22 protein-coding genes are annotated in these 21,700 nt (G+C 61.2%); 6 read left to right on the forward strand and 16 right to left on the reverse strand.

What is annotated here, in order from left to right; all coding sequences use genetic code 11:
- Positions 1 to 11: 11 nt before the first annotated feature.
- From KI613_RS00635 to KI613_RS00665, 7 genes are all read right to left on the reverse strand, one after another.
- The gene (locus KI613_RS00635; protein ID WP_226403308.1) at positions 12 to 626 is read right to left on the reverse strand and encodes a 2-hydroxychromene-2-carboxylate isomerase; all 615 of its coding nucleotides are present in this window, start codon (positions 624 to 626) and stop codon (positions 12 to 14) included.
- Between the two features lie 77 nt (positions 627 to 703).
- Positions 704 to 1,840, reverse strand: coding sequence for an acyl-CoA dehydrogenase (locus KI613_RS00640; RefSeq protein WP_226403309.1), 1,137 nt, complete (start codon positions 1,838 to 1,840; stop codon positions 704 to 706).
- A 14-nt stretch (positions 1,841 to 1,854) separates the two neighbouring features.
- Complete coding sequence (locus KI613_RS00645) at positions 1,855 to 3,045, reverse strand: acetyl-CoA C-acyltransferase (RefSeq protein ID WP_226403310.1); 1,191 nt, start codon at positions 3,043 to 3,045, stop codon at positions 1,855 to 1,857.
- 27 nt (positions 3,046 to 3,072) lie between these two features.
- Positions 3,073 to 4,221 (reverse strand): carbonate dehydratase, encoded by a 1,149-nt coding sequence (can, locus tag KI613_RS00650; RefSeq protein WP_226403311.1) that lies wholly within the window; start codon positions 4,219 to 4,221, stop codon positions 3,073 to 3,075.
- A gap of 55 nt (positions 4,222 to 4,276) precedes the next feature.
- Positions 4,277 to 5,449, reverse strand: coding sequence for an isovaleryl-CoA dehydrogenase (locus tag KI613_RS00655; RefSeq protein ID WP_226403312.1), 1,173 nt, complete (start codon positions 5,447 to 5,449; stop codon positions 4,277 to 4,279).
- Between the two features lie 20 nt (positions 5,450 to 5,469).
- Complete coding sequence (locus tag KI613_RS00660) at positions 5,470 to 5,913, reverse strand: PaaI family thioesterase (protein WP_226403313.1); 444 nt, start codon at positions 5,911 to 5,913, stop codon at positions 5,470 to 5,472.
- 54 nt (positions 5,914 to 5,967) lie between these two features.
- Complete coding sequence (locus tag KI613_RS00665) at positions 5,968 to 6,360, reverse strand: MerR family transcriptional regulator (protein WP_226403314.1); 393 nt, start codon at positions 6,358 to 6,360, stop codon at positions 5,968 to 5,970.
- Between the two features lie 101 nt (positions 6,361 to 6,461).
- Here KI613_RS00665 and KI613_RS00670 point away from each other — a divergent pair, with 101 nt between their 5' ends.
- From KI613_RS00670 to KI613_RS00680, 3 genes are all read left to right on the forward strand, one after another.
- Positions 6,462 to 7,502: an MBL fold metallo-hydrolase gene (locus tag KI613_RS00670; RefSeq protein WP_226403315.1), complete on the forward strand. Its 1,041-nt coding sequence runs from the start codon at positions 6,462 to 6,464 to the stop codon at positions 7,500 to 7,502.
- A 16-nt stretch (positions 7,503 to 7,518) separates the two neighbouring features.
- Positions 7,519 to 9,354 carry a PHA/PHB synthase family protein gene (locus KI613_RS00675; protein WP_226403316.1) on the forward strand — a complete coding sequence of 612 codons (1,836 nt, stop codon included), beginning with the start codon at positions 7,519 to 7,521 and terminating at the stop codon, positions 9,352 to 9,354.
- 111 nt (positions 9,355 to 9,465) lie between these two features.
- Entirely contained in the window at positions 9,466 to 9,750 is a 285-nt protein-coding gene (locus KI613_RS00680; RefSeq protein WP_226403317.1) for a MoaD/ThiS family protein, read from the forward strand.
- 67 nt (positions 9,751 to 9,817) lie between these two features.
- Here the strand turns inward: KI613_RS00680 and ubiT are convergent, their stop codons facing one another.
- The 3 genes from ubiT to ubiU are packed head-to-tail and all read right to left on the reverse strand — an operon-like array spanning position 9,818 to position 12,199.
- Positions 9,818 to 10,273 (reverse strand): ubiquinone anaerobic biosynthesis accessory factor UbiT, encoded by a 456-nt coding sequence (ubiT, locus tag KI613_RS00685; protein WP_226403318.1) that lies wholly within the window; start codon positions 10,271 to 10,273, stop codon positions 9,818 to 9,820.
- A gap of 2 nt (positions 10,274 to 10,275) precedes the next feature.
- Entirely contained in the window at positions 10,276 to 11,178 is a 903-nt protein-coding gene (locus KI613_RS00690) for a U32 family peptidase (RefSeq protein ID WP_226403319.1), read from the reverse strand.
- 13 nt (positions 11,179 to 11,191) lie between these two features.
- Positions 11,192 to 12,199 (reverse strand): ubiquinone anaerobic biosynthesis protein UbiU, encoded by a 1,008-nt coding sequence (gene ubiU / locus KI613_RS00695; RefSeq protein WP_226403320.1) that lies wholly within the window; start codon positions 12,197 to 12,199, stop codon positions 11,192 to 11,194.
- Between the two features lie 186 nt (positions 12,200 to 12,385).
- Here ubiU and KI613_RS00700 point away from each other — a divergent pair, with 186 nt between their 5' ends.
- Positions 12,386 to 13,288, forward strand: a complete 903-nt coding sequence (locus KI613_RS00700) for a response regulator (protein WP_226403321.1) — start codon at positions 12,386 to 12,388, stop codon at positions 13,286 to 13,288.
- Here KI613_RS00700 and KI613_RS00705 read toward each other — a convergent pair.
- Genes KI613_RS00705 through KI613_RS00730 form a run of 6 tightly spaced genes read right to left on the reverse strand, consistent with a single transcriptional unit; the run spans position 13,285 to position 19,860 of the window.
- On the reverse strand, positions 13,285 to 14,292 hold the full coding sequence (locus tag KI613_RS00705; RefSeq protein ID WP_226403322.1) for a septal ring lytic transglycosylase RlpA family protein: 1,008 nt from the start codon (positions 14,290 to 14,292) through the stop codon (positions 13,285 to 13,287). The genes KI613_RS00700 and KI613_RS00705 overlap by 4 nt on opposite strands.
- Positions 14,289 to 15,401 carry a rod shape-determining protein RodA gene (gene rodA / locus KI613_RS00710; protein ID WP_226403323.1) on the reverse strand — a complete coding sequence of 371 codons (1,113 nt, stop codon included), beginning with the start codon at positions 15,399 to 15,401 and terminating at the stop codon, positions 14,289 to 14,291. Before rodA ends, KI613_RS00705 begins: the two co-directional genes overlap by 4 nt.
- Positions 15,398 to 17,308: a penicillin-binding protein 2 gene (gene mrdA / locus KI613_RS00715; RefSeq protein WP_226403324.1), complete on the reverse strand. Its 1,911-nt coding sequence runs from the start codon at positions 17,306 to 17,308 to the stop codon at positions 15,398 to 15,400. The genes rodA and mrdA overlap by 4 nt, the downstream gene beginning before the upstream one ends.
- A gap of 18 nt (positions 17,309 to 17,326) precedes the next feature.
- The gene (gene mreD, locus KI613_RS00720; RefSeq protein WP_226403325.1) at positions 17,327 to 17,848 is read right to left on the reverse strand and encodes a rod shape-determining protein MreD; all 522 of its coding nucleotides are present in this window, start codon (positions 17,846 to 17,848) and stop codon (positions 17,327 to 17,329) included.
- The gene (mreC, locus tag KI613_RS00725) at positions 17,848 to 18,786 is read right to left on the reverse strand and encodes a rod shape-determining protein MreC (RefSeq protein WP_226403326.1); all 939 of its coding nucleotides are present in this window, start codon (positions 18,784 to 18,786) and stop codon (positions 17,848 to 17,850) included. The genes mreD and mreC overlap by 1 nt, the downstream gene beginning before the upstream one ends.
- Before the next feature lie 30 nt (positions 18,787 to 18,816).
- The gene (locus tag KI613_RS00730) at positions 18,817 to 19,860 is read right to left on the reverse strand and encodes a rod shape-determining protein (protein WP_226403327.1); all 1,044 of its coding nucleotides are present in this window, start codon (positions 19,858 to 19,860) and stop codon (positions 18,817 to 18,819) included.
- 101 nt (positions 19,861 to 19,961) lie between these two features.
- On the opposite strand from KI613_RS00730, the gene gatC reads away from it, so the two are divergent.
- Positions 19,962 to 20,249: an Asp-tRNA(Asn)/Glu-tRNA(Gln) amidotransferase subunit GatC gene (gene gatC, locus KI613_RS00735; protein ID WP_226403328.1), complete on the forward strand. Its 288-nt coding sequence runs from the start codon at positions 19,962 to 19,964 to the stop codon at positions 20,247 to 20,249.
- The gene (gene gatA, locus KI613_RS00740) at positions 20,246 to 21,700 is read left to right on the forward strand and encodes an Asp-tRNA(Asn)/Glu-tRNA(Gln) amidotransferase subunit GatA (protein WP_226403329.1); all 1,455 of its coding nucleotides are present in this window, start codon (positions 20,246 to 20,248) and stop codon (positions 21,698 to 21,700) included. Before gatC ends, gatA begins: the two co-directional genes overlap by 4 nt.

Genomic DNA, 21,700 nt, shown 5'->3' on the forward strand with positions numbered 1-21,700 from the left:
GGAAAATTCGCTCAAAAACCGCCGGTTTTCAGCCAGTGTTCGATCTGCGGCAGGCGGTCGGCGCCGAAGAAGGCTTCGCCGTCGATGAGCACGTAAGGCGAACCGAAGACGCCGAGTTTCATCGCCTTGTCGACTTCGTCCTTGAGGCGCTCCTTAATTTCCGGGCTTTGCAGGGCGGCGGCGAGGGCTTCGCGGTCGACGCCAAGTTGGCTGGCAATGTCGAGCACGGTGTCGGGCGATGAAATATCCCGGTCATCGACGTAGAGGGCGCGGAACGTGGCGTGGGCGAATTGCCTGGCCAGCGCGCAATCCTGGCCGTGCAGCCAGTAGTAGGCGCGGGCGGCGGCCTGCGTGGCGAGCGGGAACTGGCTCGGATGTTTGTAGGGAATGCCCATGAAACGGGCTGAACGTGAGAAGTCGTGCAGCGAGTAGCTGGCCTTGGCCGGATTCTGCATGGTCAGCGGCGCGCTGCCCGTGGCCTTGAAAATGATGCCGAGCAGGATCGGATGCCAGCGCACCTTGCGGCCGTATTGGGCGGCCAGGGCGTCGATCTTCTCACTGAGCAGGTAGCCGTAGGGGCTGGAAAAATCGAAGTAGAAATCGATCGAGGGGTTGGCGTCGGTCATTGTTTGTCTCCTGTTCGGGCTACGGTCAATTTCATTTTTAGGCTTTTTTTCCGGTTGACCGTAGCAATGGGGTTTGATTACTCGTTGGCGATGCTGCGCCCGATGACCAGCCGCTGGATGTCGTTGGCGCCCTCGTAAATCTGGCAGATGCGCACGTCGCGGTAGATCCGCTCGACCGGGAAGTCGCTGGTGTAGCCGACGCCGCCGTGGATCTGGATGGCGTCCGAGGCAATCTTCTCGGCGGCTTCCGAGGCGAACATCTTGGCCATCGAGGCTTCCTTCAGGCAGGGCTTGCCGGCGTCCTTGAGCTGGGCGGCGCGCCAGACCATGAGGCGGGCGGCATCGAGCAGCGTATTCATGTCGGCCAGGCGGAAATTGACGGCCTGGTGGTCAATGATGGGCACGCCAAAGGTCACGCGCTCCTTGGCGTAGCGCACGGCTGCTTCGAAGGCGGCGCGGGCCATGCCGATGCTCTGGGCGGCGATGCCGATGCGGCCGGCTTCGAGGTTGGACAGCGCAATCTTGTAGCCTTCGCCCTCCTTGCCGAGCAGCGCCGAGGCCGGCACGCGGCAGTTTTCGAGAATGATCTGCACGGTGTCGGAAGCGTGCTGGCCCATCTTGTCTTCCGTGCGGCCGACGATGAAGCCGGGCGTTGCCGTCGGGATCAGAAAGCAGGAAATGCCCTTCTTGCCAGCCGTTTTGTCGGTCACCGCGAAGACGATGGCCATCTGGGCGTGCTTGCCGGTGGTGATGAATTGCTTGACGCCGTTGAGCACGAAATGGTCGCCATCGCGGTCAGCCCGCGTGGTGATCGCCGCGGCATCCGAACCGGTATGCGGTTCGGTCAGGCAGAAGCAGCCGAGCTTTTCGCCGCGGGCCAGTGGTTTGAGCCATTCTTCCTTCTGCGCGTCTGTGCCGTACTTCATCGTGATGCCGCAGGCCAGCGAGTTCTGCACCGAAACGATGGTCGACGTGGCGCCGTCGCCGGCGGCGATTTCTTCCAGGGTCAGGACCAGCGACATGTAATCCATGCCGGCGCCGTCCCATTCCTCGGGGACGACCATGCCCAGCGCGCCGAGTTCACCGAGTTCCTTGAGCGCTTCGGCCGGGAAGGTGTGGTTCCTGTCCCAGTCGGCGGCGAAGGGGGCGAGGCGCTCCTGGGCGAAGGCGCGCATGGTGTCGCGGATCATTTCCTGTTCTTGCGTGAGGATCATCGGTCTGTCTCCGCTCAGAGCATTTCAACGGCCAGGGCCGTCGCTTCGCCGCCCCCGATGCACAAGCTGGCAACGCCGCGTTTCTTGCCATACTTCTTGAGCGCGCCGAGCAGGGTGACGACGATGCGGGCGCCGGAAGCGCCGATCGGGTGACCGAGCGCACAGGCGCCGCCGTGGACATTGACCTTGGCCGGGTCGAGCTTGAGGTCGTGCAGCGAAGCCATGGTGACGACGGCGAAGGCTTCGTTGATTTCGTAGAGGTCGACCGATTCTGCGGTCCACCCGGTCTTGGCGAACAATTTCTGCATGGCGCCGACCGGAGCCGACGGGAAGAGGGCGGGCGTGCCGGCGTGCGTCGTGTGGGCAACGATGCGGGCAAGCGGCTGCAGGCCGAGCTTGGCGGCTTGCGAGGCGCGCATGAGCACCATGGCGGCGGCGCCGTCGGAAATCGACGAGGAATTGGCGGCGGTGACCGTGCCGTCCTTCTTGAAGGCCGGCTTCAAAGTCGGGATTTTTTCCACGTTGACCGCGAACGGCCCTTCATCCTTGTCGATCACCACATCGCCCTTGCGGCCGGCGACGGTGGTCGGCGCGATTTCCCAGGCGAAGCTGCCATTGTTACTGGCCTCGATGGCACGGGTCGTCGAGCGCACGGCGAACCCATCCTGGGCTTCGCGGGTGAAACCGTAAGTGCTCGCACACTCTTCGGCAAAAGTGCCCATCAGGCGGCCACGGGTTTCCTTGCTGTAGGAGTCCTCCAGGCCATCCATGAACATGTGGTCGAACATCTGGCCGTGACCGAGGCGATAGCCGCCACGTGCCTTGGCCAGCAGGTAGGGGGCGTTGGTCATCGACTCCATGCCGCCGACCACGGCGGCGCCATAGGAACCGGCCAGGATGCCGTCGTGACCGAGCATGGTCGCCTTCATGGCCGAGCCGCAGACCTTGTGGATGGTGGCGCACCCGGCCGAAATCGGCAGGCCGGCCTGCAATGCCGCCTGGCGAGCGGGGGCCTGGCCCTGGCCGGCTTGCAGGACGCAGCCCATCAGCACTTCCTCGATCAGGTTGACGTCGATGCCGGCGCGCTCGACGGCGGCCTTGATGGCCACGGCGCCGAGATTGGCGGCGGTCAGGGCGCTGAAGCCACCTTGAAACGAGCCCATGGCGGTGCGGGCGGCGGAAACGATAACGATCGGGTCATTCATGCTGATTTCTCCTGCGTTTTGTTGTGATCAGGCGTCCAACGCTTTCAGTGCGGCGTCGTAACGGGTAGGGAGGTCGTCGAGGGTATCGACGGTGATGCCGAGGTCATGCATGTGGCCGTCCTTGAGGCCGTAGATCCAGCCATGCACGGTCAATCGCTGGCCACGCTGCCAGGCATCCTGGACGACCGGGTTGTGGCAGACATTGACGACCTGTTCGAGGACGTTCAGTTCGCACAGACGGTCGTGACGCTGGGTTTCGGGCAGGCTGTCGACATTGGCCAGGTGCTTGTTATGTACGTCATGGACGTGGCGCAGCCAGAGATCGACGACGCCGACCCGGGTCCGGTTGAGCGCGGCGAGCACGCCGCCGCACCCGTAGTGGCCGACGACCATGATGTGTTTGACCTTGAGCACATCGACCGCGTACTGGATGACCGACAGGCAGTTGAGGTCGGTGTGGACCACGACATTGGCGACGTTGCGATGGACGAACACTTCGCCCGGCAGCAGTCCGACGATCTGGTTGGCCGGCACGCGCGAATCGGAGCAGCCGATCCACAGGAATTCGGGATTTTGCAGATGGGCCAGCTTGTCGAAATAGGTCGGATCGATTTCGTGCATCTGCTTGGCCCAGGCCCGGTTGTAGTCGAACAGGTGGGTCAGGTTCTCGTTGCGGATTTCCTCTTCCGACCAGTTGTCGAGATCGAGCGTCAGGAAAATGCGTTCGTCGTCCGGCGTTGGGTAGTAGGCGGGCGATTCGGTGAACCCCAACTCGCGGTATAGCTTCACCGCCATCCGCATGTTGGGCAGCGTGTCGAGCAGCAGGCGCTTGTAGCCGATGTCCCGGGCCGCCTTGATCGCCGCCAGTGCCAGGGTGCGGCCGATGCCGTGGCCGCGCTCCTCGGGGCTGACGTAGAGCCGCTTCATTTCGCAAATGCCTTCGCTGCCGGCCAAAGCGCGCACACCGACACAACCGGCCGGTCGACCGTCGATTTCGGCAAAAAATAGCCGGCCCTGCGGCGCCGAGTAGGCTCCGGGCAGGGAGGCCATTTCCTGGTCGAAATTCTGGAAGCACAGGTCAACGCCCAGCCAGGCTGCGTAATTGCGGAAATACTGGCGAACCTGCTCCAGTGCTTCGGCATCGTTGGCGGTGAGGGTACGTAAGGTAACGGTCATGCTGTATAGCTCCTTGGTGCAGCGCCCCCGTTCCGGGAACGCCGGCGGGAGCTTGTTAGGCAGTTTCGGCGAAAAGTTCGCGGCCAATCAGCATTCTACGGATTTCCGAAGTGCCTGCCCCGATCTCATAGAGCTTGGCATCGCGCCACAAACGGCCGACCGGATATTCGTTGGTGTAGCCGACGCCGCCCAGGGTTTGAATGGCCTCGCCGGCCATCCAGGTCGCCTTTTCGGCGGAATAGAGAATGGCCCCGGCAGCGTCCTTGCGCAGCGTCCGGGCGTGGTCGGTAGCATCGCAGGCGCGGCCGACGGCATAGACGTAGGCGCGGTTGGCCATCCAGGTCGAATACATATCGGCGACCTTGCCTTGCATGAGCTGGAATTCGCCGATCGCCTGGCCGAACTGCTTGCGTTCGTGGAGGAAGGGGACAACGACGTCCATGCAGGCTGCCATGATGCCGAGCGGGCCGCCGCACAGCACGGCGCGTTCGTAGTCGAGGCCGGACATCAATACCTTGGTGCCGTTACCGACGCCGCCCAGCACGTTTTCTTCGGGAACTTCGCAGTCGTCGAAGAATAGCGGGAAGGTGTTGGAGCCGCGCATGCCCAGTTTGTCGAGGTGAGTGCCGTGGGTGAAACCCTTGAAATCCTTTTCGACGATGAAGGCGGTCATGCCCTTGGCCCCGGCGGTCGGGTCGGTCTTGGCGTAGACCACCAGCGTGTCGGCATCGCCGCCGTTGGTGATCCACATCTTGGAACCGTTGAGGACGTAGCGGTCGCCCTTCTTCTCGGCCTTCAGTTTCATCGAGACGACGTCGGAGCCGGCGCTTGGCTCGGACATGGCCAGGGCGCCGACATGGTCGCCGGAAATCAGTTTGGGCAGGTATTTCTGGCGCTGCGCTTCGCTGCCGTTGCGGCGGATCTGGTTGACGCACAGGTTCGAGTGGGCACCGTAGGACAGGCCGATCGACGCCGAAGCGCGGGAAATTTCTTCGAGCGCCACGATGTGGGCCAGATAGCCCATATTGGTGCCGCCGTATTCCTCGCTGGCGGTCATGCCGAGCAGTCCCATGTCGCCAAATTTCTTCCAGAGGTCGGCCGGGAAGTGATTGATGCGGTCGACTTCGGCGGCGCGCGGCGCGATTTCGGCGTCGGCAAAAGCCTTCACCGCATCGCGCAGCAGGTTGATGTCTTCGCCGAGGGCGAAATCGAGGCTGGGTATGTTCATGGTTTGTCTCCGTTATCGATTTATTTTTCAGTCTTGCCGTGCATGACCATGATGGTCTGCTGCATCAGTGCACACAGCGTTTCCCGACCGTCTTTCACGGCGAAGACTTCGGCCTGGGTGACGATCAGCGTACGACCGGGGCGGACCACCTTGCCGCGGGCGATCAGTTTTTCGCCATCAGCCGGGGCGACCAGATTCATCTTGAATTCGACCGTCAGCACCGAGGCGGTTTCCGGCACAACGGTCATCGCCGCATAGCCGGCCGCCGAATCGGCGATCATGCCGACGACGCCGCCGTGGACAAAACCGTGCTGCTGCTCGACACCTGTCCAGTGCGGTAGATGGATTTCTGTCCGGCCGTGCTCGATGACCGGCATCGTCGCCTGGATCAGCTCCATGGCGTTCTGGCGGGCAAAACTGGCGCTGACGCGTTCGGCAAAATGAGGGTCGAGGAATTTGGTCATAGGTTGTGATTGTATTTACGTTGACGTTAACGTCAACTAGAGATCAAAGATTTTTTACGGGGCATTGCGGCGAGCCACTTCCAGTTCGCACTGGCGCTCGAATTCCGAAATTTCCGCCAGCATCGCCTCGATGTCCTCGCGTTGCTGTTCCAGTGCGGCGCGGCGCTTTTCCATGACGCGCAGGCATTCGAGCAGTTGCGGCGTTTCGTCCTCGGTCGAGGCGTACATGCCGATCAGGTCCTTGATTTCGGCCAGCGACAGCCCGAGACGCTTGCCGCGCAGGGCCATCTTGAGGCGTGCCCGGTCGCGGCGGGTGAATACGCGTTTGCTGCCTTCGCGTACGGGCGACAGGATGCCCTGGTCTTCCCAGAAGCGGATGGTGCGTGGGGTGATGCCGAACTCGCGGGCGAGGTCGGAGATGGCAAAGGTGGTGGCCGTTTGGCTCAAATTGGTCTCCTCAAGGTGCGGCCAAGTTAAACAGATGCCCGGGGTTTTTTCAATCCGCTACCGTATGGTAAGTTGTTCACCTACAAATAAAAGGTTTGTCCATGCCCCTGCAATTCCCCCACGCTAACCCGCCGGCTGCCGGCGAACTGACCGAAGTGGCGCCCGGCGTTTTCTGGCTGCGCATGCCGCTACCCTTCCAGCTTGATCACATCAATCTCTGGCTGCTCCGTGACGGTCAGGGCTGGGTCATTGTAGACACCGGTTTTCCCGACGATGCTGTGCGCACAATGTGGACGCAAATCCTGGAAAAGCTCGATGGCCCGGTGACGCGCCTGATCGTCACCCACTTCCATCCCGATCATCTCGGGCTGGCCACCTGGCTCATGGAAAAGACCGGCGCGCCCTTGTCGATGACGACCGGCGAGTTCCTGACCGCGCATGTCGTATGGCACGAGATCGGCGGGCATGGCGCGCGTTTCATGGTCGAACAGTTCCGTCAGCATGGCCTGGGGAGCGAGCAACTGGCCAAGTTTGAAAAACGCGGCTCAGGTTATCGCAAGGCTGTCCCGGCTTTGCCCGAATACTACGACCGCCTGAAGATCGGTGATATCGCTACGGTCGACGGGAATAAATGGCAAATTTTGATAGGTCATGGTCACGCGCCTGAACATATGGCGCTTTACTGTGTTGAACTCGGCGTGTTAATTTCGGGCGACATGCTTTTACCGAGAATTTCGACCAATATCAGCGTTTTTGCCGCAACCCCCAAGGCTGACGCGTTGCGCTGGTTTCTCGAGTCGCTGGACGAAATGGCGAGTGAAATTCCGGACGAAACACTGGTATTGCCTTCGCACGGCTTGCCCTTCACAGGGATTCGGGCGCGGGTTCAGGCACTGCATTCGCATCATGAAGAACGACTGCAAGCTTTGGAAGACAGCTGTGAACTAGCGCCGCAGAGCGCAGCCGAGTTGCTCGATGTGTTGTTCAATCGGGCGCTCGATACACACCAAACCATGTTCGCGATGGGCGAAGCAATTGCCCATCTGAACTACCTTGAGCAAGCTGGTCGGTTGTCATGCAGTATCGGCGCCGACGGAGTGATTCGCTATTCGCGGTTGCAGCCTAAAGCCGTTACGCACTGACAGAGGGAGTTTCAAGATGTCGCAGCAAACCGAAAACCAGGGTATGAACCTGCCGAACCCGGCCGAAATGGCCAAGACTTATGCCGAAGTCGCCCAGCGCGCCTCGCGCCTGATCACCCAGTTCATGGAAAAGAAAGCCAAGGATGGCGTCAATGCGCCGGCCGATGAACTGGGCGTAGCCAAAGCCTTTATGGACCTGTCGTCCCGTCTGCTGGCCAATCCGTACAAGATGGCCCAGACCCAGATGAACATGATGTGGGACTACTTCTCGCTGTGGCAGAACACCAGCATGAAGATGATGGGCATGCCGGGTAGCCACGCCGTAGCGTCGCCCAAGAAGGGCGACAACCGTTTCAAGGACGAAGAGTGGGAAGAACATTTCATGTTCGACTTCGTCAAGCAGTCTTATCTGATCACGGCGCGCCACCTGCACGATACCGTCGCCGGTACCGAAGGCCTGGACGAAGCGACCCAGCAGAAGGTCAACTTCTTCACGCGCCAGTACATCGACGCGCTGTCGCCGTCCAACTTCGCCCTGACCAATCCGGAAGTCTTCCGCGAAACCGTCAAGAGCAACGGCCAGAACCTGATCAAGGGCCTCAACAACCTGTTGCACGACGTCGAATCCGGTGATGGCCAGCTGCGCATCCGGATGACCGATACCTCGGCCTTCGAAATGGGCAAGAACGTTGCCACGACGCCGGGCAAGGTGGTTTTCCAGAACGAGCTGTTCCAGCTCATCCAGTACAACCCGACGACGCCGGATCAGAACAAGAAGCCTTTCCTGATCGTCCCGCCGTGGATCAACAAGTACTATATCCTCGACCTGCGCGAGAAGAACTCGCTGGTCAAGTGGGCGACCGACCAGGGCCACACCACCTTCATCATGTCGTGGACCAATCCGGACGAGAAGCTGGCCGCCAAGTCCTTCGAAAACTACCTGCTCGAAGGCTCGCTCGAAGCGATCAACCAGGTTTGCGCCCATACCGGCGAGAGCAGCGTCAACATGGCCGGCTACTGTCTGGGCGGTACGCTGCTCATGACCACGCTGGCCTACATGACGGCCAAGAAGGACAAGCGCGTTGCCTCGGCTACCTTCTTCACGACCATGCTCGATTTCTCCGAGCCGGGCGAACTGGGCATCTTCCTCGATGAAGGTGCGGTTGCCGGTCTGGAAAAGAAGATGGCCGAACGCGGCTTCCTCGAAGGTTCGGAAATGGCCGGCACCTTCAACATGCTGCGCGCCAACGACCTGATCTGGTCCTTCGTGGTCAATAACTACCTGATGGGCAAGGATCCGTTCCCCTTCGACCTGCTCTACTGGAACTCCGACTCGACCCGCATGCCGGCCGCCATGCACAGCTTCTACCTGCGCAACATGTACCTGGCCAACCTGCTCCGGGAACCGGGCGGCATCACGCTGGGCGGCGTCAAGATCGACATCAGCAAGGTCAAGACCCCGTGCTACTTCATCTCGACCATCGAAGACCACATCGCACCGTGGAAGAGCACCTACATGGGCGCCCGTCTGCCATCCGGCAACACCAAGTTCGTCCTCGGCGGCTCGGGCCACATCGCCGGCATCGTCAATCCGCCGGTCGCCAACAAGTATGGTTTCTGGACCAATGACGCGACTGATGGCGATCTGCCGGAAAGCCCGGAAGACTTCCTGGCCGGCGCTACGCAAAATGCCGGTTCGTGGTGGACGCACTGGAACGAGTGGGTGACCAGCCTGCCGGGCGGTGATGCCAAGGTCAAGGCACGCAAGCCGGAAGACGGTACGCTCACGGTCATCGAAGATGCACCGGGTTCTTACGTCAAGTTCCGTCTCGATACGCAGAAGAAAAACTAAAGGCGATTTCGCCTGAAGATCAGAACGGGAGGCTGCGGCCTCCCGTTTTTATTTCCAGAACCATGGCTGCCCCGGCCTGTCTTACAGCTATAGACCGAGAGGAGGCCTGCCATGTTCGATTCCCCCGTTGTCTCCGTTCATATACCGCCGGTTCTGCGCAGTTTTGCCGGTGGTCGCAACGAAATCACCGCCAGTGGCGACACGGTGGGTGAGGTTCTTGAGGCGGTTGGTCACGAGTATCCAGCCATTCGCTCCCACCTGATGTCGTCGGAAGGCGATCTGCTGGCTGGGGTCGCCGTCTTTTTGGGGCCGCGCAGCATTCGTGAAATGCAGGGCTTGGCGACGCCGATCGAACTGGAAGAGACGCTCAGTATCGTGCCGATCGGCAGCGTTTAGCGGATTTCAATTTTGGCCAAAATTTCCGGTTGACCGTGGGAATGCTGGTTGGCCGGGACAGGCTAGCCTAGTGGCGAAAAACCGGCAGCTTGGCTGAAAATTTCGGCCATTCAACAGCATCGAGCATGTTCTTGACGATCAGGCCAAGCTCGGTGTCGCCGGTGATTTCCAGTTCGCGGTTGAAGAACAGCGTATCCGGATCTTCCTGGCGGGAAAGCAGTTGCAGGTAGGCCGACAGATTGGCGGCAAAAGCCAGGTCAGGCTCGCGCTGCGGGCTGAAGACCGGCCGGAACAGTCCGTTGGCGTAGGTGTATGAAGCCTCGCCGCCGGTATCGAGGATGCGAACCCGAAACAGCTTGTCTTCGAGCAGGGCCAGTTCGCTTTCCGGCAGTAGTTTCATTTTCAGCGCGGCGTTGAGGCCGGCAACCAGTACCAGCGCATGCGGCCATTGCGGCAGCTTGTGGCCAAGGTGGGCGACGAAGGTGGGCAAGCGGAATTTGGGGATGGTGAAGCTGCCGTTCATGATCAGGCTCCGAGTTGTGCCAACGCTTGGCTGTGATGCTGGACTATACCCGCATCGCCGAACCAGTAGCCATCGACCAGACCGCTGCTGTTCCAGTCCCGGCTATCGACGTTCACCGGCTCGCCGCGTCGGGCGGCATCGAAGGCGGCGATGATGGCGTTGATGTGATCCTTCTGCGGGCTGATGCGCACGATGTCGATGCCCATTTCGAGCATGTCCGGGATTTCGTGCAGCAGGTTGTAGCTCTGCGCCGACATGGTCTGGATGCCGTTGATGCAGAGGAAATCCTGACCTTCGCGCGTCTTGAGGGTCAGACCTTCGGCGTGATCGAGGCACTTGAACTGGCAGTCATCCTTGTTCAGATCGTAGTGGCGGGCAGTGAAGCAGCGGGCCGAAAAGGCCAGCGGAATCTTGCCGAAGACAAAGACCTCGGTCTCGACGCCAGCCGGCTTGCTGGCATGCAGGGTTGCGATCATCGCCCGCGTGCCTTCGAGCGGCGGCACCCAGCGCTTGAGGCCGAAGCGGTTAAAAGAGGCGAGCGTCGTCTCGTTGTAGATGTTGAGGTGGGGGCCGGCGACGAAATCCTGGCCGTGCACGAGGTTGACCGCGCCGAGGTCGTTGGCCTCAAGCATGCAGCCGGATTCATCGATCAGACGGCGCAGCGCCTTGAGGTCGCTTTCCGATTCGAGCAGGGCCTGAGCGGAAACGACGACCTGCTTGCCGGCATCGGTCAGGTCGCGGGCCAGGCCGATCCAGTCGGCGGTGCGCAACTGCTGGCGGCGCGAACAGACCACTTCGCCGACGTAGATGATGTCGAGGGCCGGGTTCTGCGCCATTTCGGCGTAGAACTCCATGACCTCGGCCTTGGGCCAGAAATAGAGCAGGGGTCCGAGCGAGAGTTTCATGCTGCGTTGTCCTTCAGCGCCACGGCCGGTTGTAGGCGCCGAGCGTCGCCTGGCTGCCTTCGGAAACTTTGGAAAGCTCAGCCTGCCAGGCCGGTTTGACATGGAAGCGTTCGCTGCCGTCGCGCAGTGAATCGAGCGCGGCGCGCAGTGTGCGGGTGACCTGGGCGACGTAGGTCGGGCTGCGCTGGCGGCCTTCGACCTTGATGGCGCGGACGCCGATCTTGATGATGTCGGGCAGGATTTCCAGCACGTTGAGGCTGGTCGGTTCTTCGAGCGCGTAATAGGTTTCGCCCTGGACTTCGAAGCGTCCCTTGCATAGCGTTGGGTAGCCGGCCGGTTCGTCGTCGCCGAAACGGTCGATGAGCACGCCATTGAGGCGGGTTTCCATGCTGCCCGGCTTTTTGTCCCATTTGACGTACTTGGCGGGCGAGCAGGCACCGACCGTGTTCGGGGATTCGCCACAGGCGTAAGACGACAGCCAGCAGCGTCCCTCGTTCATGACGCACAGGCTGCCAAAGCCGAAGACCTCAATTTCCACCGTGGTGTTCTTGATGACATTCTCGACCTGGGCCAGGGTCAGTACGCGCGGCAGCACGGCGCGGCGGATGCCAAATTCGCGCTGACAGAAATTGATCGCTTCATAGCTCGTCGCTGAGCCCTGGACCGATAGGTGCAGACGTTGCTGTGGATGGCGGTTGCGGGCGTAGTCGAGCAGGCCGATGTCGGCCAGGATAATGGCGTCTACGCCCTGATCGACGGCGGCATCGACGGCCTTTTGCCAGTCGGCGACGCGGCCGGCCTGGGGAAAAGTATTGATGGCGAGCAGCACTTCGCGACCCTTGGCATGGGCGTAGCGAATGCCGTCGGCCATGGTCTTGGCGTCGAAATTGAGGCCGGCGAAGTTGCGGGCGTTGGTGTCGTTCTTGAAGCCGAGATAGACGGCATCGGCGCCGTTGTCGACGGCAGCCTTGAGGGCCGGCAGGCTGCCGGCCGGGCAGACGAGATCGGGTAGGGAGGTCATGGCAGACATCCGGAATATCAAGCGCGCGAGTATAGCCAGCGTTGCCGGCTTGCCATTGATCCTGGTCAAACGGATGGCTCGTGCTAGGATCGTGCCTCGCCGATGACTGGCTCGCCAAGGGCGATCAGCAGCGGATTACGCGGTGATTTTGGCAGATGGCTGCCGGGAAAAAGGGAAGGCTGATGCATGGATAAGGAGCGTGTTCTCGTCGTCGATGATGAGGAATTGAACTTGTTCATTATTGAAGAGTTTCTCGAGCAGCAAGAGATTGCGCTCGAGATGCACAGCGATCCGCTGGCAGCGTGGGCCAGCCTGATTGCGCCGGAGAGCAATTTTTCGCTGGTCATTCTCGACCGCATGATGCCCGAACTGGATGGTATGGAGTTCCTGCGGCGCATGAAGCGCGAAGCGCGCTTTGCCGACATTCCGGTCATCATGCAGACGGCGGCGTCATCTCCCGACCAGGTCAGGGAAGGCCTCGAAGCGGGGGCCTACTACTATCTGACCAAGCCTTATGAGCCGGAAGCCCTGATTTCCATTGTCCGTGTGGCAATGGAGGAGCGCCGGGCGCGCAGTCAGTTGCGCAGTCGGGCGGCGCGTCTGGAAGAGGCGCAAAAGCTCATTCGTACGGTCGAATACCGTTTCGTGACCCTGGATGACATCACAAGCCTCGTTCCCGTCCTGGCCGCCATGTGCCCGGCGCCTGACGTGGTGGCCCCTGGGCTTTCGGACCTCATGGTCAATGCCGTCGAGCACGGCAACCTGGGGGTGAGCTACCAGGAAAAATCACTGCTCAAGTGGGAGGGCGACTGGGAGGCGGAAATTCATCGCCGACTCGCCTTGCCGCAGTTTTGCGAGCGGTTTGCCACGGTTCGGCTGGAACGCACGGCGAAATCCGTGGTGTTTACGATTACCGATCAGGGCCACGGTTTCGAGTGGAACAAGTTCCTGAATTTCGATCCGGCGCGGGCCTTCGACCCGAACGGGCGGGGCATTGCGATGGCCAGGATGATGAGTTTTTCCAGCCTCGATTATCAGGGCTGCGGCAACGTGGTGGTGGCCACGGTCAACAACGCGATTGAAGCTTAGCGACTGACGATGGTCGGCCGGTAGCCGAGCGCGGCGCGGATTTTTTCCGCCACCCGGTCAGCGTCGCCGCGGCTGGCGTAGGGGCCGAGGTGTACGCGGTGAATGCCGCCGGCCGGATTGACCCGCATGCTTTCGGTCAGCCAGTCGAGTTCGCGCAAAAGGTGGTTTTTGAGGTTTTCGGCGTTGTCGGCACTGGAAAAGGCACCGAGCTGCAGGTAGATGCCTTTGGCGGCGCCGGCATCGCTGCTCGGGGCTGCCATGGCTGGCGTTGGCACGGGCTGCTCCTCGAGCACCATGCGTTTGGCCAGTTGCTCGATTTCGTCTCCTTCGCCGTTGCTCGCTATCCGAGCCGGCGGCGTGACCTGGGCATAGGCGGTGCCGGACAGCTCGCCAGGAATGATCGCCTCGACCTCGACCTGGCCGCTGCCGCCGTTGATCAGGCCGAGCTTGTAGGCGGCAGTGTAGGAGAGGTCAATGACGCGGTCGGCGTGGAAGGGGCCGCGGTCGGTGATGCGGACGATCACCGATTTGCCGCTCTGCAGGCTGGTGACGCGCACGTAGGAGGGCAGGGCCAGCGTCGGATGGGCAGCGGTCATGGCGAACATGTCGTAAGGCTCGCCGATCGAGGTCTTCTGGCCGTGGAACTTCTTGCCGTACCAGCTGGCGATGCCACGCACCTTGTACGGTTTGAGCGCATTGTTCGGGACGTATTCCTTGCCAAGGACGACGTAGGGCTTGGTCGCTGGCTTGTGCAACGGCTCCCATTTCGGCTCGGCATCCGGGATGTCTTCCAGGCCATCCGGAATGTCATCGGCCGGGCCGTCGTCCTTGTAGAAACCGCCGCCGCGCTTGAGGACGGCGGTCGGCTTTCTGGTCGGCGTCGGCGATTTCAAATTTGGCTGTTTTTCCCGGTCGACCGTGGAACCCTGAAGCGGGGCGGGGGGTACGCTGCCACAGGCGGCGAGCAGCAAGGCAAGAGTCAGCGGGACAAGCAGCCGGATCATTTCTTGACCAGCATCCGGTGGGTGTGGATCGACATCAGCATGCCGACGCCGAGGAACAGTATGACCAGCGCTGTCCCGCCATAGCTCATGAACGGCAGAGGTACGCCGACGACGGGCAGGATGCCGCTGACCATGCCCATGTTGATGAAGGCGTAGGTGAAGAAGCCGAGCGTGATGGCGCCGGCAAGCAGACGCGAGAACAGCGTTGGGGCGCCGGAGGCGATTATCAGGCCGCGGCCGATGAGCAGGGTGTACAGGAAAAGGAGCAGAACGTTGCCGAGCAGGCCCCATTCTTCGGAATAGACGGCGAAGATGAAGTCGGTATGCTTTTCCGGAATGAATTCGAGGTGGGTCTGCGTGCCGTTCAGGTAGCCCTTGCCAAAGGCGCCACCGGAGCCGATGGCGATGGTTGACTGGATAATGTGATAACCGGAGCCGAGCGGGTCGGTGGTCGGGTCGATGAGGGTCAGGATGCGCTTTTGCTGGTAGTCGTGCATCATGCCCCAGAGAATCGGCGCGGCGGAGCCAGCGGCGACGAGCAACCCGGCAATGATCTTCCACGGCAGGCCGGCGAAGAAAATGACGTAGAAACCGGCCGAGCCGACGAGCAGCGCGGTGCCGAGGTCAGGCTGCTTGGCGATCAGGGCAAACGGGATGAAAAGCAGCAGCGCGGCAATGAAGTAATGCTTGAGCCTGAGGGTCGCCTCGTATTTCTGGAAATACCAGGCGAGCATGAGCGGCATGGCGATCTTCATGATTTCGGACGGCTGGATGCGCGTGAAACCAAGCGACAGCCAGCGCTTGGCGCCGTTGACCTTGATCCCGAACAGGAACACGGCAATGAGCAGGATGATCCCGAAGACATAGAGCGGGATGGCGAAATTCATGAGCTTCTGCGGCGGCAGGCGCGAGACGAACCACATGACGACCATGGCGATGCCCATGTTTCCCGCCTGGGAGAGCATGCGGTGGTTGCTATCCCAGGTGGCTGAATTGACCGTGGCCAGGCCAACGCCCATGATCGCCAGCATGATGAAAAAGAGCGGGAAGTCGATGTGGGCAATCAGTTCCTGCCAGCTGCGGCGAAGGGTGCCAGCGATGTCGATCATTCTTCGGGGTCTTCCTCGATGGCGGCTGGGTCTTCCGGTGCCGCGCCACCCGGCAGCTTGCCGAGCAGATAGTAGTCGATGACCATGCGGGCGATCGGGGCGGCTGACTGGGCGCCGAAGCCGCCGTTTTCGACGAGCACGGCGAGGGCGATTTTCGGGTTGTCGGCCGGGGCGTAGGCGATGAACAGGGCGTGGTCGCGCAATTCCTTCTTGGTGCTGCCTTCCTTGTACTGGGCGCCCTTCAGCGAGAAGACCTGGGCCGTCCCGGTCTTGCCGGCGGCCTCGTACGGTGCGCCGGCAAAGGCGCGGGCGCCGGTGCCTTCCTTGTTGACGCCAACCATGGCCCGACGGATGACATCGACGTTGCTTTGTTTCAACTGCAGGTCGCGAATCGGCTTTGGCTCGACCTGGCGCTTTTCACCGGTTTTCGTGTCGATCAGGTAGCGCACCAGATGTGGCCGGAACATCACGCCGTTGTTGGCGACTGTGGCCGTGGCCTGGGCCAGCTGTATCGGCGTGTAGGCGTTGTAACCTTGGCCAATGCCGATCGAGATCGTCTCGCCGGCATACCATTTTTGCTGTTCCGGCTTCTTGAAACGCTGCTTTTTCCACTCCTGCGACGGCAGAACGCCCTTCGATTCGCCGGAATCATCCTTGCCGAGATCAACGCCGGTGCGCTGGCCGAGGCCCAACGAACCCATGAATTTGGAGATGTTGTCGATCCCCATGTCGTTGGCGAGCATGTAGTAATAGGTGTCGCAGGAATGGACGATGGACTTGTACATGTCCACGCTGCCGTGGCCGCCCTTCTTGTCGTCGCGAAAAGTATGGTTGCCGAAGGTGAAGTAGCCGGGATCGCTGATCGCCTGGTTCGGCGTGCGTTTCCCTAATTCAAGGGCGGCCAGCGCCATGAAGGGTTTGAAGGTTGAGCCCGGCGGATAGGCACCATTGATCGCCCGGTTGACCATCGGCTTGCTCGGGTGCTCGTTGAGCTCTTTCCAGTTGTCGGGCGTTATGCCGTCGACGAACAGGTTGGGGTCGTAAGTTGGTGTCGAAACGAGGGCCAGGATGCCGCCGGTCTGCGGGTCGATGGCGACGAGCGACCCCTTGCGGTCGCCGAAAGCCTGCTCGGTAATTTCTTGCAGCTTGGCATCGAGGGTCAGGGCCAGATTGTTGCCGGAAACCGGTGGAATGCGCTTCAGGCTGCGCAGGGCACGGCCGCCGGCATCGATCTCGACTTCCTCGTAGCCGGTCTCGCCGTGCAGTTCGAATTCGTAATGCTGTTCGAGGCCGGTCTTGCCAACGTGGTCGGTACCCTTGTAGTTGGCCTGTTTTTCCGATTCCTCGATCCATTTCAGGTCGCGCTCGGTGATCCGGCCAATGTAGCCGATGGCGTGCGAAGCGATAGCGCCGAGCGGGTATTGGCGGAACAGCCGGGCCTTGACCTCGACGCCGGGAAAACGATAGCGGTGCGCCGCAAATTTGGCGACTTCGCCATCAGTCAGACGCGTGCGAATCGGGATCGATTCGAAATTCTTGGCTTCATCGAGCAGGCGCTTGAAGCGTTTGCGATCCTTGGGCTGGATGTCGATCACTTCGGCTAGCGCGTCAATCGTGGCTTCCAGGTCACCGGCCTGAGACGGGGTTATTTCAAGGGTGAAGGCCGAATAATTGTGGGCCAGCACGACGCCGTTGCGGTCAGTGATGACCCCACGATTGGGCACAATGGGGATCAGCGCGATACGGTTGTCTTCGGCCCGCGTTTGATAGAAATCATGCTGGATGACCTGCAGCCAAATGAAGCGGCCAAGCAACAGGCCAAAAGCCAGCAAGACGCAAATCGCGGCGATGCCCAGGCGAAAGCGAAAACGGTCAACGTCGGCTTCCGGATTGGTGAAATGGGACACGTACTGCCTGCCTCGGTCTTAAATCGGGCGATTGGGGTCCTGCTCGACCGGCCGGTACTGGGGCAGGAGCAGGATGAAGGTCGCCGGAATCCAGAGCAGCGTTGCCACAACGGGGCCGATGAAATAGCCCCAGCCCGGAAAGTCGGCGCCAACTGCGAGGCGCATCAGGGCCTGGAAAATTTGCGTGGCGACCAGCAGGGGCAGCACCTGCAAGGCCTGCTGTACCAGCGGGAACCACAGGATGCGCCGGGACAATGCCGCTGCCGTATAGGCGAGCAGCACGTAGGCGAAGCAATGCTGACCGAGGACGGCGCCATCGGCGACATCCATGAGCAGACCGAGGACAAAGGCCCAGCCCATGCCGACGCGGCGGAATTCGCGAATGCACCAGAAGCACAGCACCAGCGCGACCCAGTCGGGGACGCCCGGCCAGTGAGCCGTGGGCAGGAAGTTGAGGGCGACCGCGCCGATCAGGCTGAAGAAAATGAACCAGGGCTGAACGGGCTGCAGGATGCGCGAAGAGGAAAAGGTCGGTTGCATCAGTTTCCTTTGCCCGCAGATTTCTTTTTCTTGCCGCCCAGTCCCGGTTTGTCGCTGCTAGTCGGGCGGCCGGACGATTGCGGCGGTGCCGGGGGCAGTGGCTGGCGCGGGTCGAGGACCATGACCTCGCCGAAATTTTCGACGCCGGCGATCGGTACGCAGAAAATGCGGGCGAATGAGTAGGCGCTGTCACGTTCGATATTGACGATCTTGGCGACCGGGAAGCCCGGCAGATAAATGCCGTCAAGACCGGAAGTGACCAGTACGTCGCCGATCTGGATGTCGGCGTTGGCCGGCATGTAACGCAGTTCGAGCTGGCCGTTGCCGAGACCGAAAACGACCGAGCGCTGGCCGCTGCGGACGATCTGGACCGGTACGACCTGATCCTTGTCGGTAATCAGCGTGATTTCGGCCGAGAACGGGAAAACGCGGGTGACCTGGCCAACGACGCCGGTCTCGTCGATGGCTGGCTGTCCGGCCACAATGCCGGCCTGCTGGCCCTTGTCGACGATGATCTTGCGCGAGAAGGGGTCGCGCGCCGTATACAGAATCTGCGTTACCTGGCCGTTGGCTTTCTCGCGCTCCTTGACCGACAGCAGTTTGCGCAGCCGTTCATTTTCGGCTTCGAGCTGGGCCAGTCGCTGCAGATTGGGGGCGGTGCTGAGCTGGGCGTGCTTGAGCGCATTGTTTTCCTGCTGCAGACCGCGCATGCCCTGCAGATAACTGGCCGCGTAATCGACCAGACTACCCGGCGTCTGGGCAACGCGCTGGACCGGATCAACGATCAGCGCAATGCTCTGGCGCAGCAGCTCAAGGCTCTGGAAACGCAGGTCGACGACAAAAATCGCCAGGGAAACGGCGATGTAGAAAGTCAGAAGGGCCAGCGGCGCTGGCCCTTGCTTGAAGAACGGTGGTGGTGCGTGGTCGATGCCGGCCATCGCTTAACCTTGTCGTGCTGCGGTCAACGGTCAGTCCGAGGCAAAAATGCTGCCCAGCTTGTCCATTTTTTCCAGCGCCATGCCGCAACCACGGGCCACGCAGGTCAGCGGTTCGTCGGCCACGATCACCGGCAGGCCGGTTTCTTCCATGAGCAGACGGTCGAGATCGCGCAACAACGCGCCGCCGCCGGTCAGCACCATGCCCTTTTCGGCAATGTCGGCACCGAGTTCGGGCGGGGTCTTTTCCAGCGCGGACTTCACGGCGGAAACGATCTGGTTGAGCGGGTCGGTTAGCGCTTCGAGGATTTCGTTGGAGGAAATCGTGAACTTGCGCGGGATGCCTTCGGCCTTGTTGATGCCGGAAACTTCCATTTCCTTGACCTCGGCGCCCGGAAAGGCGGAGCCGATGTTCTTCTTGATGTTTTCGGCGGTGTTCTCGCCGATCATCATGCCGTAGTTGCGGCTGATGTAATTGATGATCGCTTCGTCGAGCTTGTCGCCGCCGACTCGCACGGAGCCGGCATAGACCATGCCGCCGAGCGAGATGACGCCGACTTCGGTGGTGCCGCCGCCGATGTCGACGACCATCGAACCGGTCGCTTCGGAAACCGGCAGGCCGGCACCGATCGCCGCAGCCATCGGCTCCTCGATCAGGTAAACCTGGCTGGCGCCAGCGCCGAGAGCGGATTCGCGAATGGCGCGACGTTCGACCTGGGTCGAACCGGACGGGACGCAGATGATGATGCGCGGGCTCGGGCTGAACAGCTTCGAGTCGTGCACCTTCTTGATGAATTGCTTGAGCATCTGCTCGGTGACGGTGAAGTCGGCAATGACGCCGTCCTTCATCGGACGGATGACGGTAATGGTGCCCGGGGCCTTGCCAAGCATGTCTTTGGCTTCACGGCCGACAGCCTGGATGGTTTTTTTGGCGTTGGGGCCGCCTTCGAGGCGGATGGCGACGACTGACGGCTCGTCCAGGACGATGCCACGCGCCCGCACATAGATCAGCGTATTGGCGGTGCCAAGGTCGATGGCGAGGTCATTCGAGAAGTATTTGCTGAGGAAACCGAACATGTATGCTCCGCTTGGGGGGTGCGGTAGGGAAAACTTTTATGATACCTTATAACGCTTTCCATTTTAAGACTTTGTGCGCTGCAATAAAGTCTCCGGACCCCATGTCGCTCACATTAGAACAGGTTAAACGCATCGCCCATCTCGCCCGAATCGAGATCAGCGATGGCGAAGCGCTGACCACCCAGGGTCACCTCAATGGCATCTTCCAGTTGATCGAGGAGATGCAGGCGGTCGATACCCGTGGCGTCGAACCGATGGCACATGCCCAGGATGTCAGCCAGCGCTTGCGCGAAGATGTCGTCACCGAAGGTGACCGTCGTGCCGCTTATCAGGCCGTCGCCCCGGACACCGAAGCCGGTCTCTATCTCGTGCCGAAGGTGATCGAATGATCAATAAAAGCCTGAAGCAACTGGCGCAGGCGCTGGCCGCCAAGCAGATTTCGAGCGTTGAGCTGTCGTCGCTGTTTCTTGACCGTATCGAACGTCTGAACCCGACGCTCAACGCCTTTATCACGGTCGACCGGGAAAAAAGCCTGAAAATGGCAATCGCCGCCGATGCGCGTATTGCGGCCGGTACTGCCGGCCCGCTGACCGGCATCCCGATCGCCCAAAAAGACATCTTCTGCGCCGAAGGCTGGACGACGACTTGTGGCTCGAAAATGCTGGCCAATTTCGTCTCGCCCTACGACGCGACGGTCATTCACAAAATGCATGCCGAAGCCGGTCTGGTATCGCTCGGCAAGACGAACATGGACGAATTCGCCATGGGTTCGTCGAACGAAACCTCGTTCTTCGGTCCGGTGCGTAACCCGTGGGATACGAGTCGGGTTCCCGGCGGATCTTCCGGCGGTTCGGCCGCTGCGGTGGCGGCCCGTCTGGCCCCGGCGGCGACTGGCACCGATACCGGTGGCTCGATCCGCCAGCCGGCCGCACTGTGCAATCTGACCGGCCTCAAGCCGACCTATGGTGTCGTTTCGCGTTACGGCATGATCGCCTTCGCCTCGTCGCTCGACCAGGGCGGCCCGATGGCGGCCAGCGCCGAAGACTGTGCGCTGCTACTCAATACCATGGTTGGTTTCGACGAGCGCGATTCGACCTCGCTGGATCGTCCGGTCGAAGACTACACCCGCGATCTGGAAAAGCCGCTTGACGGTCTGCGCATCGGCCTGCCCAAGGAATTCTTCGGCGAAGGTTGCGATGCCGAAGTGATGGCCGCCGTGCGCGCTGCGATTGCCGAATACGAAAAACTCGGTGCGACGACGGTCGAAGTCTCGCTGCCCAATTCGCATTTGTCGGTTCCGGCCTATTACGTCATCGCGCCGGCCGAGGCCAGTTCCAACCTGTCGCGCTTTGACGGCGCGCGTTACGGTTATCGCGCTCCCGAGTACGACAATCTCGAGCAGATGTACGAGAAGACCCGCGCCCAGGGCTTCGGGGCCGAGGTCAAACGGCGCATCATGATTGGCGCCTATGTCCTGTCGCACGGCTATTACGACGCTTATTACCTGCAGGCGCAGCGCATCCGTCGCTTGATCGCCAACGATTTCGTCGAAGCCTTCAAGTCCTGTGACGTGATCATGGGGCCGACCTCGCCGTCGACCGCCTTCAAGCTCGGCGAAAAAGCCGCTGATCCGGTCCAGATGTACCTCTCGGACATCTACACCATCGCCGTGAATCTGGCCGGCTTGCCCGGCATGTCGATTCCCTGTGGCTTTGTCGGCGGCTTGCCGGTTGGTTTGCAGTTAATTGGCAACTACTTTGCCGAAGGAGCATTGCTCAACGTTGCCCACCGTTATCAGCAGGCGACCGACTGGCATCAGCGCCGGGCGGCCATCGAATAG

This window comes from Ferribacterium limneticum (assembly GCF_020510585.1).
Taxonomy (GTDB): domain Bacteria; phylum Pseudomonadota; class Gammaproteobacteria; order Burkholderiales; family Rhodocyclaceae; genus Azonexus.

Excerpts from the sequence above, each read along its gene's own strand:
- KI613_RS00635 (WP_226403308.1), bottom strand. The coding sequence starts at position 626 with ATGACCGACGCCAACCCCTCGATCGATTTCTACTTCGATTTTTCCAGC.
- can (WP_226403311.1), bottom strand. The coding sequence starts at position 4,221 with ATGACCGTTACCTTACGTACCCTCACCGCCAACGATGCCGAAGCACTG.
- KI613_RS00670 (WP_226403315.1), top strand. The coding sequence starts at position 6,462 with ATGCCCCTGCAATTCCCCCACGCTAACCCGCCGGCTGCCGGCGAACTG.
- gatC (WP_226403328.1), top strand. The coding sequence starts at position 19,962 with ATGTCGCTCACATTAGAACAGGTTAAACGCATCGCCCATCTCGCCCGA.
- mreD (WP_226403325.1), bottom strand. The coding sequence starts at position 17,848 with ATGCAACCGACCTTTTCCTCTTCGCGCATCCTGCAGCCCGTTCAGCCC.
- gatA (WP_226403329.1), top strand. The coding sequence starts at position 20,246 with ATGATCAATAAAAGCCTGAAGCAACTGGCGCAGGCGCTGGCCGCCAAG.
- KI613_RS00645 (WP_226403310.1), bottom strand. The coding sequence starts at position 3,045 with ATGAATGACCCGATCGTTATCGTTTCCGCCGCCCGCACCGCCATGGGC.
- KI613_RS00730 (WP_226403327.1), bottom strand. The coding sequence starts at position 19,860 with ATGTTCGGTTTCCTCAGCAAATACTTCTCGAATGACCTCGCCATCGAC.
- KI613_RS00705 (WP_226403322.1), bottom strand. The coding sequence starts at position 14,292 with ATGATCCGGCTGCTTGTCCCGCTGACTCTTGCCTTGCTGCTCGCCGCC.
- KI613_RS00690 (WP_226403319.1), bottom strand. The coding sequence starts at position 11,178 with ATGAAACTCTCGCTCGGACCCCTGCTCTATTTCTGGCCCAAGGCCGAG.
- KI613_RS00660 (WP_226403313.1), bottom strand. The coding sequence starts at position 5,913 with ATGACCAAATTCCTCGACCCTCATTTTGCCGAACGCGTCAGCGCCAGT.
- KI613_RS00675 (WP_226403316.1), top strand. The coding sequence starts at position 7,519 with ATGTCGCAGCAAACCGAAAACCAGGGTATGAACCTGCCGAACCCGGCC.
- KI613_RS00680 (WP_226403317.1), top strand. The coding sequence starts at position 9,466 with ATGTTCGATTCCCCCGTTGTCTCCGTTCATATACCGCCGGTTCTGCGC.
- KI613_RS00640 (WP_226403309.1), bottom strand. The coding sequence starts at position 1,840 with ATGATCCTCACGCAAGAACAGGAAATGATCCGCGACACCATGCGCGCC.
- KI613_RS00655 (WP_226403312.1), bottom strand. The coding sequence starts at position 5,449 with ATGAACATACCCAGCCTCGATTTCGCCCTCGGCGAAGACATCAACCTG.
- ubiT (WP_226403318.1), bottom strand. The coding sequence starts at position 10,273 with ATGAACGGCAGCTTCACCATCCCCAAATTCCGCTTGCCCACCTTCGTC.
- KI613_RS00700 (WP_226403321.1), top strand. The coding sequence starts at position 12,386 with ATGGATAAGGAGCGTGTTCTCGTCGTCGATGATGAGGAATTGAACTTG.
- ubiU (WP_226403320.1), bottom strand. The coding sequence starts at position 12,199 with ATGACCTCCCTACCCGATCTCGTCTGCCCGGCCGGCAGCCTGCCGGCC.
- mreC (WP_226403326.1), bottom strand. The coding sequence starts at position 18,786 with ATGGCCGGCATCGACCACGCACCACCACCGTTCTTCAAGCAAGGGCCA.
- rodA (WP_226403323.1), bottom strand. The coding sequence starts at position 15,401 with ATGATCGACATCGCTGGCACCCTTCGCCGCAGCTGGCAGGAACTGATT.